The 17,921-nt window shown below is 51.6% G+C and carries 10 protein-coding genes; 5 read left to right on the top strand and 5 right to left on the bottom strand.

The window, feature by feature from the left end:
• From GmarT_RS12775 to GmarT_RS12765, 3 genes are all read right to left on the bottom strand, one after another.
• The gene (locus GmarT_RS12775; protein ID WP_002649445.1) at positions 1-1,377 is read right to left on the bottom strand and encodes an alkaline phosphatase family protein; all 1,377 of its coding nucleotides are present in this window, start codon (positions 1,375-1,377) and stop codon (positions 1-3) included.
• A gap of 125 nt (positions 1,378-1,502) precedes the next feature.
• Entirely contained in the window at positions 1,503-2,933 is a 1,431-nt protein-coding gene (locus tag GmarT_RS12770) for an MFS transporter (RefSeq protein ID WP_149302802.1), read from the bottom strand.
• Positions 2,934-3,374: 441 nt separating this feature from the next.
• Positions 3,375-3,773, bottom strand: coding sequence for a DUF1353 domain-containing protein (locus tag GmarT_RS12765; RefSeq protein WP_002649447.1), 399 nt, complete (start codon positions 3,771-3,773; stop codon positions 3,375-3,377).
• Between the two features lie 182 nt (positions 3,774-3,955).
• Here GmarT_RS12765 and GmarT_RS12760 point away from each other — a divergent pair, with 182 nt between their 5' ends.
• From GmarT_RS12760 to GmarT_RS12740, 5 genes are all read left to right on the top strand, one after another.
• Positions 3,956-4,564 carry an SOUL family heme-binding protein gene (locus GmarT_RS12760; RefSeq protein ID WP_198139457.1) on the top strand — a complete coding sequence of 203 codons (609 nt, stop codon included), beginning with the start codon at positions 3,956-3,958 and terminating at the stop codon, positions 4,562-4,564.
• 52 nt (positions 4,565-4,616) lie between these two features.
• A complete protein-coding gene (locus tag GmarT_RS12755; protein WP_002649449.1) occupies positions 4,617-5,057 on the top strand; it encodes a hypothetical protein in 441 nt (146 codons plus the stop codon).
• A 104-nt stretch (positions 5,058-5,161) separates the two neighbouring features.
• Positions 5,162-6,040, top strand: a complete 879-nt coding sequence (locus GmarT_RS12750; RefSeq protein ID WP_002649450.1) for an alpha/beta hydrolase — start codon at positions 5,162-5,164, stop codon at positions 6,038-6,040.
• Positions 6,041-6,175: 135 nt separating this feature from the next.
• Positions 6,176-7,411, top strand: coding sequence for a carbohydrate porin (locus GmarT_RS12745; RefSeq protein ID WP_149302800.1), 1,236 nt, complete (start codon positions 6,176-6,178; stop codon positions 7,409-7,411).
• A gap of 535 nt (positions 7,412-7,946) precedes the next feature.
• Positions 7,947-10,325, top strand: coding sequence for an ATP-binding protein (locus GmarT_RS12740; protein WP_187782361.1), 2,379 nt, complete (start codon positions 7,947-7,949; stop codon positions 10,323-10,325).
• Between the two features lie 189 nt (positions 10,326-10,514).
• Here GmarT_RS12740 and GmarT_RS12735 read toward each other — a convergent pair whose 3' ends face one another.
• Together GmarT_RS12735 and GmarT_RS12730 are read right to left on the bottom strand one after the other, a co-directional pair.
• A complete protein-coding gene (locus tag GmarT_RS12735; protein WP_232288139.1) occupies positions 10,515-15,647 on the bottom strand; it encodes a PVC-type heme-binding CxxCH protein in 5,133 nt (1,710 codons plus the stop codon).
• Positions 15,648-16,254: 607 nt separating this feature from the next.
• Positions 16,255-17,313, bottom strand: coding sequence for an SGNH/GDSL hydrolase family protein (locus GmarT_RS12730; protein WP_196251320.1), 1,059 nt, complete (start codon positions 17,311-17,313; stop codon positions 16,255-16,257).
• Positions 17,314-17,921: the final 608 nt, after the last annotated feature.

The following is a 17,921-nucleotide window of genomic DNA, read 5'->3' as shown; positions in this document are numbered from 1 at the left end:
TCAATCGTCCTGCAAAGCCGGCATTAACGGTTTTCCCTGGGCTGTCGGCAATTCGACCCCCAGCAGCCGGGCCATTGTTGGCGCCACATCAATGCTTTGTACTTTACCTAAATTTGTTCCCGGCTTGATCCCATATCCATTGATCACCAGTGTCGCCAGCATGTCCGGTTGATCGGGCAGATAACCATGTGTGCCCCCCGGCGTCTTACGTGGCGTGACGACATCGTCCCCTTTATCACTGTTCGTAAACGAATACCCGGACTTCGCTGACAGCCAGAAATCGGGAGCATGAGAATCTTCTGTTGGAGTAGGCAGGCCCAGCTTTGTATATTCATCCTGATCCAGTACAGACTGAATCCCTTCCACTGCTGTAAATTTCTTCTTCAACTCTTCCTTCATTTCCCCCCGCTTCGCGTCATCCAGCAGGTAGACCATACACCCGCCTCCCTGAGACAGACAGTATGCCTGCTTCTTCTCATTAGAAATCAGCCCTGACTGTTTTAAGATCACATTTGGGCGAATGTCTTTCGAGATCGGGAAAAAACCATGATCACTGGCGACGACCAGTGTCGTCTTATCACGATGCGGCGAACGCTCGATTGCTTCTACAATATCCCGCAACCGGTCATCAGCATAGCTGACGGCCCAGTACGCTTCCGGGCTCCGCGGACCATATTTGTGTTCGACATGATCGACCTCGACCAGGTGAATCATCAACAGGTTCGGCGGATGCTTTTCAAACAGATGCCGGGCCATGCGGGTATACAGCCAGTCCCGCTTCACGCCGCCGCCACTCTCTCCCGTCCAGTCTCCATGCAGATCCACAGGTAATCCCGCAGCGCGGAGTTCTTCCAGCCAGATCGGCGTTCCGTATTTTGGCCAGGCTTCTTTGCCGAACATGTCAGGTACGGTCCAGTCCAGTGTCCGAGCATTTCGCGTTGCCGGCCAGACGATGCCTGCAGTGACCAGCCCCGCGTTATGGGCGGCATCATAAATTGTCGGCACTTTCACAATCTGATCTTTGTCAAACAGGGGATCAGGAATGAAGGCAACCGACGTCGCACTTTTACGATCCAGATAGTTATTTCCGATTACCCCATGCTTCGCAGGCGTTGTGCCGGTTACCAGTGTGGTGTGATTGGGCCAGGTCACTGTGGGAAACGAACAGACCATGCCGTCAGCCCGCGCCCCGGTCTTTGCCAGTTTCCGCAGTGTCGGCATATCCGCCAGAGGATCATCCAGATAAAAATTGGCCAGCCCGTCAACGCTGACCAGAATCACACACCGGTCCTCATGCGGTTCAACAGCCTGGACAGTCTCACCCGGATTAAACAGCCACACCACAGCCAGTAAAGAAACAGTAATCATCCCGCGCATGGAAGAGGCTCCCGATGGTAGTGAAAGAACAGAATTTCCCGGTCTGCAGAGCAAGCCGGCTCTCATCCATTCTGAAATACCCCGCGCAACAATGCAACCTTGTATAACTAAAGCGACGAGTGACGTCAGGTCGGCTCAGTTTTAGCGACGACTTCCGGTTGTTTCAGTTCGCGTTTGCCTTTTCTGGATTTGCCCCGCAATTCATCGGGTCGGAAAGAACGATACAGACCGACCGGAAAACGCAGCATACGGAATGGTGTAACTCCGACCAGTTTCATCACGACTTGAGATGTCCAGTGTGAATCGGGCTCGCGAATCGTCCGGGCATAGACGGCAGCCACCAGCCTCATCAGCAGACTGATCGCAAAGATCATGTGAAAGTTGTTGTACTCAGAGCCAAAGATGGTCACGCTCCACCCGGAAGCAAGCACCAGAAAACCACCTGCCATTATGGATGTCACACCTCCCACCAGCCCCGCAAACGCGGTGCCTGCAGCGATATACATTGTCCGGTTTTCGGCTGGCGAATTCTTCAGCATGAACCCGTTATTGGCAATGGCGATGCCTGCATTCAGCAGGGAATCCACAATAAATACAGGCACCATAATCCAGAATGCCAGCGTCGGATCTCGCGGCAGGAACAGCAGGCCAATCATATTTGTAGATTTAAACGCCGTACACAATATCAACACCGGCCGGTTGCCATAATGATCGGCCAGTGAGCCCAGATGCTTCGAAAAAACAGCTCCCCCCAGCCAGGCGCAGGTCCATAGCAACAACAGACGGAATACGTCCATCCCAATGTAATCCAGCAGGTAATAGCTGATGAACGGAGCCCCCAGCATCGCCGCAAAGTGCCAGAAACAGGTGAAGGAGATAAACGAACGGAAATTGGGATCCTGAAATGGTGTAAGCAGGACTTTTTTTAGCTTTGGTTCTTTCACCTTGGTAACCGGCGGTTCTTCGATTTTCATGTAGAACAGGATATCGAACACGCCAAACAACGCGCCGATGCCGACCAGCCAGGCAAATCCATCCCCAATATCCAGGCCGCTTTTTGCCAGAAAGATCGCCCCCCCCAGCAACGAAATTGCCCCGGTCCAGTACATCCAGACCTGGCGATAACCCCAGTAATGATTGAGCCCCTTGTGAGGCAGATAATCTCCCAGCCAGGATAACCAGAGCGGCGTCGTAAAGTGGATCAAGGCATGATTCAAAGCAGTCAAACCAATCAGCCACCATAGTTCGGCTGAATGAGACATGTCCGGCATCAGCCACGCCATCAGGGCAATCGGAACCAGAATCAGTCGCTGTAGTATCGAGATCGGTAACCAGAGCCAGCGGCGGTATTCCAGGTGATTCGCCACGACTGCTGCCAGAAACTGGAAAAACAGCATCATCGTCGGCAGAGCCCCCAGAATCCCGATATGCCAGCCTGTCGCTCCCAGGGAACGGGCGAACTCAATCGTCGCCGGCGACATCGTAAACTGGGTATAAATCATCGCCATACAACCGGCGGCAATTAATGCCCGTTGGGCTGTTTTCAGAGACCACACGAAACTTCTATCCTTGAAAGGAGGGTTTGCAATTTTAGGCGCCCCTGTTGTGAACCACACTCCAATCGAACTCTTGCGGGAATTCAGCGCGTTCACTCACGGCGGGACTTGTGCTGAACGAAGGGCTAAAACCAGGGGGCAATAGGTGTGGCCAAGATCGAATTGTTGTTGCTTGTGATTCATCCACGTTTGTCAGCAGATGGCCATTACCGCGCATCATATCAGCGAAGCCAGTCTATTGCGACCGTGATTTTCACAGGAAATTTCACGCAAACAACATGCCATAATATTGAGTTTTCACCAGTGCTCCGAAAGCCTGTTATACCTGCCAAACACGGCCCCCCTTAGACACTGACAACGGTGTCACCATTGACCGACCGGGTATGACAGATTGGCCATACCAACCTGCATGGAACCCGACAGTTGGTATCGTTAGCGAGTTCACGCCAGGCGGCTTTTTTTCCGTGCCCGATCCCAGGCGAACCGTGCCCCCAGCCGGATCAACAGCCAGCCCAGCCACGCCTGGAACGAATTGGCATGACCCCCACCGGATTGCGCGGTCAATCGCCAGATCGTATCTGTTTCACAGCGCGTGAATTGCCCTGTGGCGTACAATCGGTCGTGAATGACCCCCGCCAGTTGAACCCGGGCAGGGTCAATCAGAATCTGGATCACACGGGGCAGGGAACGAAAGTCGGAAACAAAACCAGCGGGGACCACAATCTCTTCATCACGCACTTTTACGATGAGAGCACGCAATAACCTGCGACTGCCATCAGGGAGGCGCTCTGCCTGCAGGGGACCACTCACCAGTCTGACCTTCTGGTCGGTCTCATTCATCGAAATCTGACTCCTGAATAAATCATCCGGCAAAAGAGATTTCGTTCAGAAATAACATTTGCCAATCACCCTCGAATGACTAAAGTCTTTATAGACAGTAATTCTGGTTCTGGTAGTTCAAAAACGGTATTTTAAACATGGAACAGCAATCGCACCAAAATCCCGGGATGACTGGAAAAAAGATGATCTACCTTGGCATCGCCACTGTACTGTGCATACTACTATACTTTGGCTGGAAGTTCACAGCCCGAAACGCGTACGAGTCAGCCCGGTACACGGTGATTGAGTCGTACGGCCCTTTCGAAATCCGCGAGTACCCCGACTTGATGCTGGTATCGACAGACAGCAAAGCACAGCCTGTCGACCAGGACGGCCGTTTCATGCGTCTGTTCCGCTATATTGATGGAGCGAACCAGCAGGAACAGAAAGTCTCCATGACGACCCCCGTGTTTATGGATCCCGAGAACAAACTTTCTGACGGGCAGATGTCATTCGTTATCCCCCAGCAAACTGAAGTACAGGGAATTCCGGTACCCACGGGAGAGAACGTGCGCATTCAGCAACGCGAGGGGGGACGCTTTGCTGTCTACCGCTTCAGCGGACGGAAGAATCAGACCACCACTGCCCAGGCCGAAAAGAAATTGCGAGACTGGATGAAACACAAAGGACTGAATCAGTCAGGCAGCTTCGAATCAGCCGGTTATGATCCTCCCTGGACACCAGGCCCGTTTCGTCGCAACGAAGTGCTGATTCGACTCGAACAGGCAGTCGATACAACTTCGAACGATTAATAATCCCGCCAGAACTTATATACAGCGTACTTCACCCGGGAGCTTCACAGCCTTGAAAACTCTTTTCCTGCTGCAACTCGTTTCTACCTTCTATATGACAGGTTTAATCTGGTTCGTGCAGATCGTGCATTATCCGCTGTTCGCACTGGTCGGCCGTGCCCGCTTCACCCGCTACCAGCAGGCCCACCAACTCCGCACAACCATTGCCGTCGGCCCAATGATGCTGACCGAAGCTGCCACAACTGTCGCCATCGTCTATTGGCCTCCCCCCGGCATGGGCCCCGCTTTCACCTGGACCGGCGTCGGTCTGCTGTTTGTCGTCTGGTTCTCCACGGCACTCCTGCAGGTGCCCCGGCATCAGGTGCTTGCCTCCCGCTTTTCCCCCCGTCATATTCGCAGCCTGGTAATTTCCAACTGGCTCCGCACCATTGCCTGGACCGCTCGCAGCGTTTTACTGTTGATTTATCTCGCCCAGATTTTCCCGAACAAGTAAAGTTTCAGTGAGTCCTTATGCTCGACTGGTGTCATTCGCGAGAGCAGGGGATTATAATAACAGACCGCCCCCCCACCTTCGACTGCGAACTGAAAGAGACGTCAATGAGAAATCGCTGCTCGCTGAGCCTGTGTCTGCTGCTACTGCTGTCTGTCCCGGAAAGGAGTTTTGCTGTGGAATCTTTCCAGCAGATCAACGACATCCAATATGCGACCGCCGACAACCATCGGCTCCTGCTTGATCTCTATCTTCCCAAAGTAAAACAGCAGCCACCTCTCCTGGTCTGGATTCACGGTGGTGCCTGGCGTGCAGGCTCTAAAGCGAACATGCCACTCATCGATCTGGTAAAGCAAGGCTTCGCCGTCGCCAGTGTCGATTACCGTCTTTCACCCGTGGCAAAGTTTCCGGCTCAGATATACGACATCAAAGCCGCCATCCGCTTCCTGCGTGGCTCCGCTGAGAAGTATGGCTACAACGCCGACAAAATCGGCATCCTGGGTTCTTCCGCCGGCGGCCACCTCGTTGCCTTGATGGGTGTCACCAACGGCAATCAGCAGCTCGAAGGAGATCTCGGCGATTTCGACAACCAATCATCCAGCGTGCAGGCCATCGTCGATTATTTCGGCCCCACCAATTTCATGACAATCCTTCCCCAGTCCACACCGCATGGCTTAAGCGTCCGCATCCCCGCGCTGGAACTCCTGCTCGGTGATCGACCGGAAAAAAAAGCCGATCTCGCCCGACTCGCCAGCCCGGTCTTCCATGTTGATGAACAGGATCCGCCATTATTGATTATTCACGGCGACCAGGATCCGCAAGTCCCCATCAACCAGTCACATGAGCTGCAAGGCAAATACGAACAGTATCAACGCGACGTTTCCTTCAAAGTCATCCACGGCGGCGCACACGGCGGCTCGGAATTCTTCGACAAAGAGCGCATGCAACTCGTCGAAAAGTTTCTGCGAAAACACCTCACCCCTTAGAAATCGTCATTCTCAACTCATATTGACCATTTTGCCAGACTGGACGTCCCTCTCTATTTCTGCCGAAGATAAGAGTACACAACTCTGAATTTTCATACCGTTATCGAAAACGTTGCGCAAACGGGGAGCGTAACTGTGCGGCTTAAGGTCTTCCTTTCATACATGTTCCTGCTGGTGGCGCTCCCTGCCTACCAGTCAGTCGGGCAGGAATGCGCGGTAGAAAATGTCGTAGCAGAGGACGCCTCTATAGGTTGCGTGTCCAAAAGTGAATCAGCAGACACACCAGATCAGATTTTTCTCGATTCTATACTGTATTCAGATAACGGTATCACGTTCCAGCCGGTCTACTATGGTGAAGTTTTCACCAACGCACACGGCGGAATATCAACCAGTAACTCAACACACTATGAAGGACTGCTCGATCTTTCTCTCTCGTTTGACCTCGAAAAGCTCAACGCCCCCATTCCAGGTCAGATCAATGTGCTGTTTCAAAATACTCATGGTCGAGGGCTGGAACAGAATGTCGGTGCCACGCAGATCATCAGCAGTATCGACTCACTCAACAACATTACTCAAATGAGCGAACTCTGGTGGGAAGTCGATCTGTACGAAACCGGAATCACCATGCGCATCGGCAGACAGGACCTGAGTTCTGAATTTGTCACCATGGATACCGCCAGCGACTTCATTAACTCGGCGTTTGGGCTCTCCCCCTCAGCCGGACTTCCTTCATTCCCGGCTCCCAGCCCGGCGGTTGTACTCATGAAGGACCTCTCTAATGAAGTCACCGTCAAAGCAGGAATCTGGGATGCCTACCGCAGCAATGAAGCCGGTATCTTTTCTGATAACGGTTCCGCCCTCTTGATCGGCGAATTCGAATATCGCTACTCGACTCCACTCAGGCAACTGCCCGGCATCTTGACTGCAGGCATCACCTATGAAACACCCGGAGAAGTCCCCTCCGGTGCTATTCCCAGAGCATACGGCTACTATTTCCAGTACGAGCAGATGCTGATTCGTGAAGCAGGCTGTAACTCAGACAATCCGCAAGGCCTGTCCGCCTTCGCCCAGCACTTTCCCACCTACAGCAGTGGAAACTCTCCCTTCCCGCTGATACCGCGTGACGCTTTGGCCGGCATCACCTATACCGGCCTGATCCGCAATCGCGACGCAGACGTTACCGGTGCCGGTGCGGGCTGGGTCGACCTCGACCAGGGGGGCACCGACCAGGAAGTGATGATCGAAGTCTTCTACAAGGCAATCGTGAATGACAATCTGATCATTCAGCCCGACCTGCAGTACATCACCACCCCTTCCGGCATCTACCCCGATGCCTTTGTCGCCGGCATCCGCTTTCAGTTGGATCTTTGAACTTTCCCAAAATTCTACAATCGCCAGACACCGCATCCGCAAGAACCATTCATAACTGATTAACAACTTTAATTCATGTGCTCGCCTGCAGGAGTAGGTCGTGCTGCCCTGGAAATTCGAAAATCACCCATCAATCGAGAGGCATACGACAGCGCGATCTTCAGATTAGATCGCGTCACATTTAACCATAGCGTCTCCCGATCTATTATACTCGGTCCAAATGGTCATGGAGACGCTACAGTAAAACTGGACACAGTCTGGCGGACTCGTCCAAGTAAAAGAAAAAACCACACCTGACAAATTGCCGCGGTTGGCCTCCTGGTACTCCCACGAATATCACAAGACAGGCGCGTTATACACTCCACACATTTCATTTTATCGAGGTCTGCCTGCTTGATAAAATCAGCCTGAAAGAGTCCATTTCAGACTCATCCTCAGCCTGATTTTCACATGGCTTGTTGAATTCTGTAAAGGAATCATATAGACTGTACAAAGTCTGAGTTGTGATTGTTTACTTTCTTACGGAGATATGTGCGTGACAGACACAGCCCGTATCTCTGCTCACATGCTCAGAGAGGGGCGACGAACTATAGCGGAAGCCATTTGCTCGCATCTGGAATCCTCTTCTGCTTTGAATAAGGGAACTCCGCCCGTTACAAGACTTGAACAGTCTGAGACCCATATTCTTATCCTCGCTGCCAGTATAGAATTCAAAAGCACGGTTCTGTTAAATGACTACGTGCACTGGGTCACCCGGCTTCCCGAATCAGTTTCTCCCTATTTCTGTGAGATCTCACACTTTCTGGACGCGTTAATTAGCGTTGTAGAAGCAGAATTTCCGCAGGAAGTGGCTAACGTCGTCCAGCATTATATTGATACGGCTCGAAATTCACTGCTTGTCGATCGCCCCGTTGAGCCCCCCGCGCGTGTCTGTCCTCCACTGGCACAACTACAGCATAATTATCTGACATCACTGCTTGCTACACATCGCACTGACGCCCTGAATATGGTGATGAAAGCCATTCAATCAGGAGTCGAAATCGAATCGATTTACCTGGATGTGATTCAGCCTGCACAGCACGAACTGGGTCGTTTATGGCAGACGGGACAAATCAGCGTGGCCCAGGAACACTATTGTACCGCGGCAACGCAGTTTGTCATGTCACAGCTTCAACCCTGGTTTCTCAAAACCACTTCTGCAGACCAGACCCTGGTAGCAACCTGCGTCGGCGATGAACTGCATGAAGTGGGTCTGCGGATTGTAGCTGATCTCTTCGAAGTCAGTGGCTGGAATACAATTTACCTGGGAGCAAACGTACCGCCGGAAAGCATAGCGGAGACTCTCGCATCCAGCAGGGCACAAATACTCGCCATATCCTGCACCATGACACAACATTTATTCGCCATGGCCGATGTCATTCGCATCGTGCGTTCCCACTCGGGATGCGAACAGGTAAAGATCCTCGCAGGAGGCTATCCTTTTAATATCGATCCCTATCTCTGGAAGCGTGTGGGAGCCGATGCAGCTGCTCTTGACGGAAAAGACGCGATCGATGTAGCCAACAGGCTGATTCAATCCCGGTGCCAGGCGGATAACCGGTCCGCTTTATCAGCAACATCTCAACAGGTAGAAGCACAGGTTCTTTCAGGACTGAACCAGTCGGACGATGATCTCAGCCGGTTGAATAACAGCCTGATCACTCTGCAACGTAAGCTTAACAAAGCGAATGTGGAACTGGCTGCGTTGAACAAGGCAAACGAAGAGAAAGCACAAGCCTTACAGCAGGCCGACCGTCGCAAGGATGAATTCCTTGCCATGCTGGCCCATGAATTAAGAGGTCCACTGGCGCCAATGGAACTGGCTGTGGGCCTGCTGCAGATGGATGATCTTGATCCATCTCTCATTCGAGAGTCTTGCGAGACAATGCAGCGTCAACTTGATCAAATGAAACACCTGATCAATGATTTGCTGGATGCATCCCGTATTGTGCACGGCAAAATTGATCTGAAAAAAGAAACACTCGACCTGACGCACGTTCTGAACCGAGCCATCGAAACTGTCAATCCCTTCATTCGAGAGAAGCAGCAAGACTTGAAACTGGAACTGTCAGAAACGCCAATCTTCCTGGAAGGTGATGAAATTCGGCTGGCACAGGTTTTCGCGAACCTGTTAACAAATGCCTCAAAATATACAGATAAAAAAGGCACGATCTGGCTTAACACAAAACAGGACAGGGATGCCGCCGTGATCGAAGTCTGCGATAACGGCTTCGGAATAGATCCCGAATTACTGCAGGACGTATTTTCCACATTCACCCAGGAGCAACGCTCGAAGCTGCATTCCAAAGGGGGACTCGGCTTAGGACTCAGCCTGGTGAAACAATTGGTCGAACTCCACCAGGGAAGTGTCTCGGCCGACAGCGAAGGCGCAGATCGGGGCTCAGTATTCTCCGTCAGACTGCCCGCACTGGAATCAGAAGAGAACTCCACCTTTGCGGAATCCGAATCGACGTCGTTGTCTTCCCAGAACATTCCCTCCCGTCGAGTGCTGATCATTGAAGATACGGCTGGCATTGCCCGTATGATATCACTCCTGTTTGAAAAGCTGGGCCACGCACCTCTGGTGGCCACCAGTGGCGCGACTGCAATCAGAATGTTTCAGGAAACGCCACCTGAAATTGTCGTATTGGATCTGATGCTGCCAGACATGAGTGGCCTGGAAGTCGCTCGAGAACTCCGAAGACTTGATCAAAAGAACTCAACACTCATCGTAGCTTTAACTGGACACAATGACGATGAACACCGTCAGCAGGCGCGAAAACATGGCTGTGATGAGTACTACGTAAAACCGATCGATATAAAAGACCTGCAGGAACTGGCGACGCATCCGAAACTGATGTCAATTAACAGATGACATCAGGCGAACAGAGACGTCCTTCAATGCAGGCATAGACTACGCTCACAAAACCTGTTTGCAGTACTGCCTTTGCTCTGGTTTTTCTGCGAATATCATGAATAAACCGCATGGCGCGACAATACGATCAGTAACAATCACCTTCGCGCCGCCACTTCTATTCGATCATCATTGTAATACGTTGCGCGGTTAATGATGATGATGGAAGGCTGCATCTTTAGCGTTTCCACCTGAGAGTACGTATGCCAGCAGATCCAGAATTTCTTCTTTGCCTAGAGTATTCAGCAACGCTGCCGGCATGATGGAGACAGGGGAGCTGCGCTGGAACTCGATCGCACTCTTCAATACTTTCTGCTCCTTCACCTGAGGCGGCCCCGTCACGATTGTGATTGAGGTCTGATCCTCTGCGACGATGTTGCCGTTCAGGCTCCGTCCGTCATCCAGCAGGATCAATACCGTTTTGTACTTATCCTCAATTTTACGGGAAGGCTCCAGAATCTCCGCCAGGATGGCTTTAGGGTCGTTCTTATGCTTCTTGATGACTTCATCAAGATTGGGACCGATTGAAAGATTATTGCCGAGGGTCGTACTGTCCTTATTTAACTTATGACACTGGGCACAGGCAAGTTTGGTGAAAACCTGCTGTCCCCGCGTAAAGTTTCGATGCTGTCCCACCCGTTTCAGGTCGGCTTCCAGATCGGCCAGTTTCCACTCTGTAATCTTAGTAACCTGCTCTGGATTTTTAGCAAGAAATTCTTTGAGATCGTTCGTCACGTACATCGTTCCACGCATCAGCAGGTGATGTCCGGGGAAGGAGCAGATATAAGGATAAGCGCCTTCCATCGTCGGAGCAACAAACTCGATCGTCTCTTCCTGACCATGGTCAACCAGCTTGCTGGCCCACAGGATTTCTTTACTCTCCGGAACAAAACCAACGGAAAACCCGCTGGCTCCCAGATCAATCGCCGCGAGTCCCACTTCATCAGCTTTCCCGGGATTGACCAGCATAATGTTATGAGGCATATAATCCGGGTTCGCAAATGTAAGCTTCACTTTCTTGCCAGGCTTGACGGTCAATTTCGTCACATCATATCTCATCCGTTCGCGGACCGTCCCGATGCGAATCGTCGTGAGTTCAGGCGTATCACTGAGAATGCCTGACTTCTGTGTTGCGGCTTCCTCCGATTCCGCAATCACGCCACCACGCATCGTGCTTTCCACGTTGAACCACAAATGCTTCACCGTGTTCGCGGCAATCCGCGCGTGAGGCTCAGGAGACTTCAACAGCACTCCCAGTAACTCAAGATTCCGGTCGTTATGTTGCTGATGCAGCCAGAGCGCTTCGAGCAGGTGGTGCGCATCTTCTTTTTTATTCGGATCAAACTGTTTGACCCACTCCCTGGTGGCAGCAATCACAGCCTCTGAATCGCGTTCACTCAATTCGACGCGGGTCCGATGGCGAATGCCATCAATGGGCGATTTCAGATTTTCGAGCAATGCGGCAATTGGCTGACCGTCAATAGCAACCGGCTCCTGCAGGGGACGTCCCTTCGCCGTCATTCTATAAATACGACCATGTTGATGGTCGCGGTTGGGATCACGCACATTATGCTGCATGTGTCCGATAATGACATTATGCCAGTCGCAGAAATACAATGATCCATCAGGGGCAAAAATCGCATCGGCAGGGCGGAAATTCTTGTCTCCACTCATCATCAGGCCTTTGGATTTGTCTTCCGTTCTGGATCCGTCTGCATTAACTCTCATTACCGCCAGGTCATCACCGGCAGGCTCACCCCACACAGTACCATCTTCGGCGTTTCGTGCCAGATCGTAGTGCTTGATGCCCAGAAACCCGATCACGTTACAGATCAGAAAGTCCCCCTGCATATCTTCAGGAAAGTGAGCACTGCTGACCACTTCGCTGGCGGTGACAGGTCGCACTTCTTTTTTCAACAGTTCGTGCATTTTGAATCCGGCTTTATCCGGTCGTACCTGGTACGCACGGCCCCCGGTTCCATCGGTTGCGTAATGATAACCCCAGTAATCAAATGAAATGCCGTGCGGATTCGGAGAATTGATCGCATGCATCGAAATGGTGAACCGTCGCGGATCAAAGCGATACATGGCCGACTCACTGGCCTGTAGAGACGGTCCCCAGGGGTGTTCGTGGTTATGCACCATGAATACACCACTCTGCCAGTAGATGGCACCATCTGGACCATAAATCAGATTATTCGCAGCATGGTGAGTATCAGAAGAATCGAGGCCCTGCAGCATCACAGTACGGACATCGGCTACGTCATCACCATCTGTGTCTTTCAGGAAGACGATTTCCGGTGCGGAGGCCACCAGCACACCCCCATTCCAGAACTCAAAACCCAGCGGATTCTGGATCCGGGCAAACTCGGTCACGCGATCTGCTTTGCCGTCGTTGTCATCATCATGCAGAATGATCAATGCATCGTTCATCTCTTTCAGCGGTTCCCACTTGGGATAAGTCGGCCAGACAGCCGCCCACAGGCGCCCTTTGGTATCGAACTGCATTTGTACCGGGTTGACCAGTTCGGGGAACTGTTTTTCATCGGCGAACAGGCTGACCTCAAAACCGTCAGCAAGAGCCATATGTTGAATGCCTTCCTCACCACTGATATAGTTGAGGTTCCCCTCTTTCACTGCACTGGAACTCTTGCTGCCTCCACCGACATTCGAGATCACTTTAACGGGCTGCGGTACATTGCTGTCGTCAACTTTAAGATCCTCACCCTTGGCAACGGCCCAGATACGTTCATCTCGATTGTTCGTCATCACATCCAGCATCGAAAGCTCATGCTGCAAGACAACGGCGTTAGTCTGATCGTTCGTAAACTTGAGAATCGATCTGCCTCCCCACACATCGTTCCCATCACGGGCACGATAGCGGTTATTCCACTTATACGCCTTATCCAGTACAGCCGACCGCAGAGGTTCCATCGTCTGCGATGCGCTCACCTGGTGACCGGACAATGACGACGAAATAATTTCGGCCAGTTTTTTGTTACCTTCTTCGGTCAGATGCACTCCGTTGATGGTCAGTGGCGCACTCGACTCCTTGAACATCTGCAGAGAAGGGTGAAACAGATCAACATACCCGACCCCCGCTTCTCGCGCTGCGGCTGCCGTGGCCTTGGTATAGGCGGCCAGTTGTATGTTGTGCGCCTTGCCATCAGGCACGTTTTTGTTTCCGGTATCTTCATGTGCAATCGGGCTGAACAAAACAATGCGAGGAAAAGATTTTCCGTTCGCCTTGGAGCCACGGGTCCTTTTGACAAAGTCCACGAGCTTTCTCTGATACTCGTCCGCCTGCTTCACACCTTCGAAAGATTCATTAAAGCCGAAGAAAGCAAACACGACGTCCGCTTTCACATGCCGCAGATATTCGGTAATCGTGGCGGCACCTTTGCTGCGCGGAAATGAATCCACACGGTCGCCGCTTGCACTCATGTTTCGAAAACGAACCTGTTTTCCCTGCAGTTCACTCTGTAACAGTGTTTCCAGCCAGCCGTCATGCTGCATCCGATCAGGCAGTCCATTACCGAGAATGGCAACCACATCTCCCTGTTGAAAAGCAAAGGGCAGGGGATCACGGTAACCAGCCGGTACGTCGACCAGCGTCGGATCGTCGTTTTGGCTGTGAGACTCCGCACCGACGGACTTGGACGTTGACTTATACGGAACACCCGCTGATCCCCTGAAGGTCAGATATTCCAGCTTGCCCCCGTGTTTGACGTCAATCTCCATCGTAAAGGGAGCGGCCACTTTCGCGACCTTAAACACCTCTTTCCGATTTGCGTCCAGCAGCGTCAGTGTGAAATCTTCCAGACGTCCCTCGAACCCCTGGCGGTTCCAGATACCAATCTTTTCGACATCGACTGGCTGCCCCAGATCGACTTCCCACCAGGGATTTTTTGTGCCCGCATTGGCAGTATGGGTCTGACCCCCTTTACCCCAGTCAGAACTTTTATTGCCATCCAGTGCCTTGGCAGCGACAGCGGAACCCATGGTGCTCGACTGTGTGGCCTTGCCCCCTTTTGCGATATTTTTCCCACCGCTGATCACTTCGACTTCTGCCAGTGTGAGAATGCGTTTGTCGCCCGGAAGTTCAATGCGTACAAACTGCGCCGGCTTACCTGTCGCAATCGAAGCCGTCGGCTTCCGGGACGTTTTTTTCTCAGGCTTGTTATTTTTCTCTTGCGAGTGATGATGCCCTTTGTGTTTTACTTTCGGCTTTTTAGTATTGTGATTAGCCGGTATCGGACTCTTAAAACCGGCATACGCTTCCGGTTTGATACCACGCGCATAAGTTCCATTACCAAATGTGTTAGGTTTAAAGGGACCAACTAAATCAACGTCAGCGTCCTCTTTGATCGCATCTTCCATCCCGAGCGCCCAGAAACACGCGTTGACCAGCATCCGCCGGTAGCCTTCATTCAATAGATCCTCGGGTGTTCCATACAGCGTCGTAAAAACGCGGCCTTTCTTTCCAGAAGGGGAGGTATACGTCCGGGTCCATTCGGAAGGCATAGGTGGCTTCGTCTCGTCGGCAGGTGAATCCTGTTTCATGCCGTTCAAAGGCTGTGCCATCGTCAGCACTTCACCATCAGTCGGCTTGCCCACATAGCCGCCCGCCTGCACCCAGATGTCTTTCACACCGCGCAAAATCGGATGATTCTTCTTGTCGTCAACTACTTTGATACGTGTGCTCTGCTTATGGTTGGTTCCATAGTGCCCCACCCAGGTCTGCCCCAGCACCTGATGACCAAAGCCCAGTTCGTAGTCTTTATCTTTACTGTTGTAGGAATATTCCGAAAAGGGAGCTGTCGCAGGCATATTGAACGCATGCGTCGCAGTTCGCATGCCGACCGCCGGCCCCCCCCGCTTGAGGTAGTCAACGAAATGCTGCATCTGTTCTTTGGGGAAATTCTGGAACCGCAGGAATACTACCGCCAGATCCGCCGTTTTAAGGGTTTCGAGTCCCGGCATGTTGGAGTTACCCGCCACGATTTCTCCGGTTTCCGGATCGATATTAAACAACACGGTACACTTGAAGCCGTGGTGTTTTGCCAGAATACGTGCCAGTTCCGGCAGTGATTCTTCAGACCGATATTCATGATCGCCTGCAAGAAAAACGATATGCTTTCCTTTACCAGGTCCCTCCGTCCCTTCGTAAACCAGCGGCGCCGCACTGACGAAACTGGTCACACAGAGTGACAGACACAGAGCAACAGTCCAACCAGCGGATTTCAAAGAAGGTACGGCACAGCGGAGAAAAAATGGCTTCATAGTTCTAGCATTATCCGTATTAAAAGAGCGACAGAGAATCAGATTGAAATTCATATCAACATTCTCAGTTTAATAGCAAATACAGGCAGAAGCCAGCGTTCCACGCATCAACTAGAGGATTATGCCTTGCCTGATTACAAAAAAGCTTCCTGGACCACTTAAAAACCCGTTTTCATACCAGTTTTTAAAGACAATTAAATCCACCATGAAAACAACAGGACAGTATGCGAAAAGGCGCTTGATCGTTTGCGAAGAACCCGGTCCCAGAAACAAAATAAAACGATTCACCACTCCAGTGAATCGCTGAATAACGCCCGGGTGGGTTCGAACCACCGACCTACGGATTAGAAGTGAACGAGACAGGCTGGAATAATCTACTATAACAGACTCAAATACTACCTACGCAGTGTTTGAGGTTATTACAACACCTTTTGAATGCCGCGCGAATGCCAATTGATCGGTATAAACCTGAACCAGTTCCGGCGTGTGTTTACAGAACACTGCCATACGCTCCCCCAATAGGTCAATTGCACTTAACCTGTTGCAGTTGGAATGATATGCCCTGCTATCTTTCACGACATTCCAGCCATTTATGCGAGGGCTCGCCTCATTCTTCCAGCCGAGACTTCAACCACGAATAAATACTCACTCCGATTTGCTGGTAACCGACCTTGTTGGGATGGACGCCATTATTGACGGGATAGCCGTTGACGACATCAAGGTTTAACTCAGTGGGGATGATGAACAGGTTTTGTTTTTCGCGGCCTGCGAATTTTTCGATTTGCCGTTGCACCAGCCGGTGTTGAATTTTTTTCCAGCCCCAACGGCTGTAGCGGTCTTTGTAGTTGGCATAAAATGCTTCCTGGCGGGAATTCCCGGGCGTGGTCAAACAAATTCCCACCTCTGCCTGCGGCGCGGCAGCTTGCAGGGCTTTGATTAAGATATCAGACTGGGTGAACATGCCATCGACTTTTGCATCAATGGCGTCCTGTTTCGCTGAGAAACAATCGTTGATGCCCAACATAATAATCACAACGTCTGGCGTGTTGCCGTTGCATTCTTCTTTGAAGTAACGTTTGAAGTCGAGGCCCGGCTTGCCGTCCTTACCGACGTACACGAAGGGGCTGCTGCGTTTACGGTTGGTACCATCGGGGTTGGGCTCGTACTGCGAAACGAACCGTTGCCAGGTCCAACCACCGTAACCTTCATGGGCGACACCTGCGGCGGCGGATTTCGGTCTGTGTGTTCCCAGCATCTGCCATTTCGGATTACCGGGTGTTGAGAGAAGTCGAGCGATTTCGTTGGAGTATGTGGTTGCGTTTGTTAAGCTGTCACCAATAATCAACAACCGACAGGTGTCGCGGAGGAAACCGGAATTGGCCGCTGAAACATGCAGGACTGTTTTCGCTGTTCCCAGGTTCGCTCCGTTGGCGTCAGTCACTTTGATGGACAACGGATGCTGGCCAACATCGGACGGTGTCGGTGTAATGGTCCAGCGGTCCTGTTCGACCGTGCCAATGTTACAACTGACTTCAAACCGGTATTTTTCTGGCGTTTCGGTCAGCACGATGTTGTCGTAGTAGATATTCATCTCCACTCCGGGCACTGCATAAAACGTGGGCGGCAATGTCAGTTGCAGAGATGCTGTTTTTTCTGCAGCGGCCACGGGGAACGCTGACAGAAGTAAGAGGAGAGATAAACGGATTCGTAATCGCGGAGCGTTCATTTTTTGCACTGTTCACTCAATCTGGTATTAGCCGGGATTTTAATTCAGGTTGATCCTGAAACCGCTCAGGCATAACCCGTTTTCTATCCTAACATCGCCCCCGCTTCGCGCCCAGTCGTTGGATACAAACAGGCTGTCGCACGTCTAGTTCTGTAGTGAATCAATCTTTGAAATAAAATCGGTTGAAAGAACTGACATGAGTTGGAGATCGTATGCCGTAAATGGCCGTTGGATGTGAGCTTGTCTCCAGAGGCGACTTCATCTTGAAATGGATTTCCACCCTGGCAGCGTCATTTCAGACGGCGAGATGGCTTGCGAGTCCCGGCCTACGCCCTGCGACGTTAGCTGGCACTTGATCGTAATGTATTTTGTTTTCATCAAGGCAAAGCCACTTCTAACAAAATTCACCGCCTTACTCTGTTTCGACAGAAACAGAACTGCATTAAGTCATCTCGGGGACAATTTCCCGGAAAAGCAAGTCCAGGGCCATTCTGAAGAAACTGGTTTTTGCCTTTCTATTTTCCTCGAAAGTTCCGAAGACGACACTG

Source organism: Gimesia maris (assembly GCF_008298035.1).
Classification (GTDB): domain Bacteria; phylum Planctomycetota; class Planctomycetia; order Planctomycetales; family Planctomycetaceae; genus Gimesia; species Gimesia maris.
Note: the sequence above shows the minus strand (reverse complement) of the source record. Positions and strands in the feature narration are given on the sequence as shown.

What these genes read in the sequence shown, in the direction of transcription:
- GmarT_RS12775 (WP_002649445.1), bottom strand. Translation starts at nt 1,377, where the DNA reads ATGCGCGGGATGATTACTGTTTCTTTACTGGCTGTGGTGTGGCTGTTT.
- GmarT_RS12765 (WP_002649447.1), bottom strand. Translation starts at nt 3,773, where the DNA reads ATGAATGAGACCGACCAGAAGGTCAGACTGGTGAGTGGTCCCCTGCAG.
- GmarT_RS12760 (WP_198139457.1), top strand. Translation starts at nt 3,956, where the DNA reads ATGATCTACCTTGGCATCGCCACTGTACTGTGCATACTACTATACTTT.
- GmarT_RS12750 (WP_002649450.1), top strand. Translation starts at nt 5,162, where the DNA reads ATGAGAAATCGCTGCTCGCTGAGCCTGTGTCTGCTGCTACTGCTGTCT.
- GmarT_RS12735 (WP_232288139.1), bottom strand. Translation starts at nt 15,647, where the DNA reads ATGAAGCCATTTTTTCTCCGCTGTGCCGTACCTTCTTTGAAATCCGCT.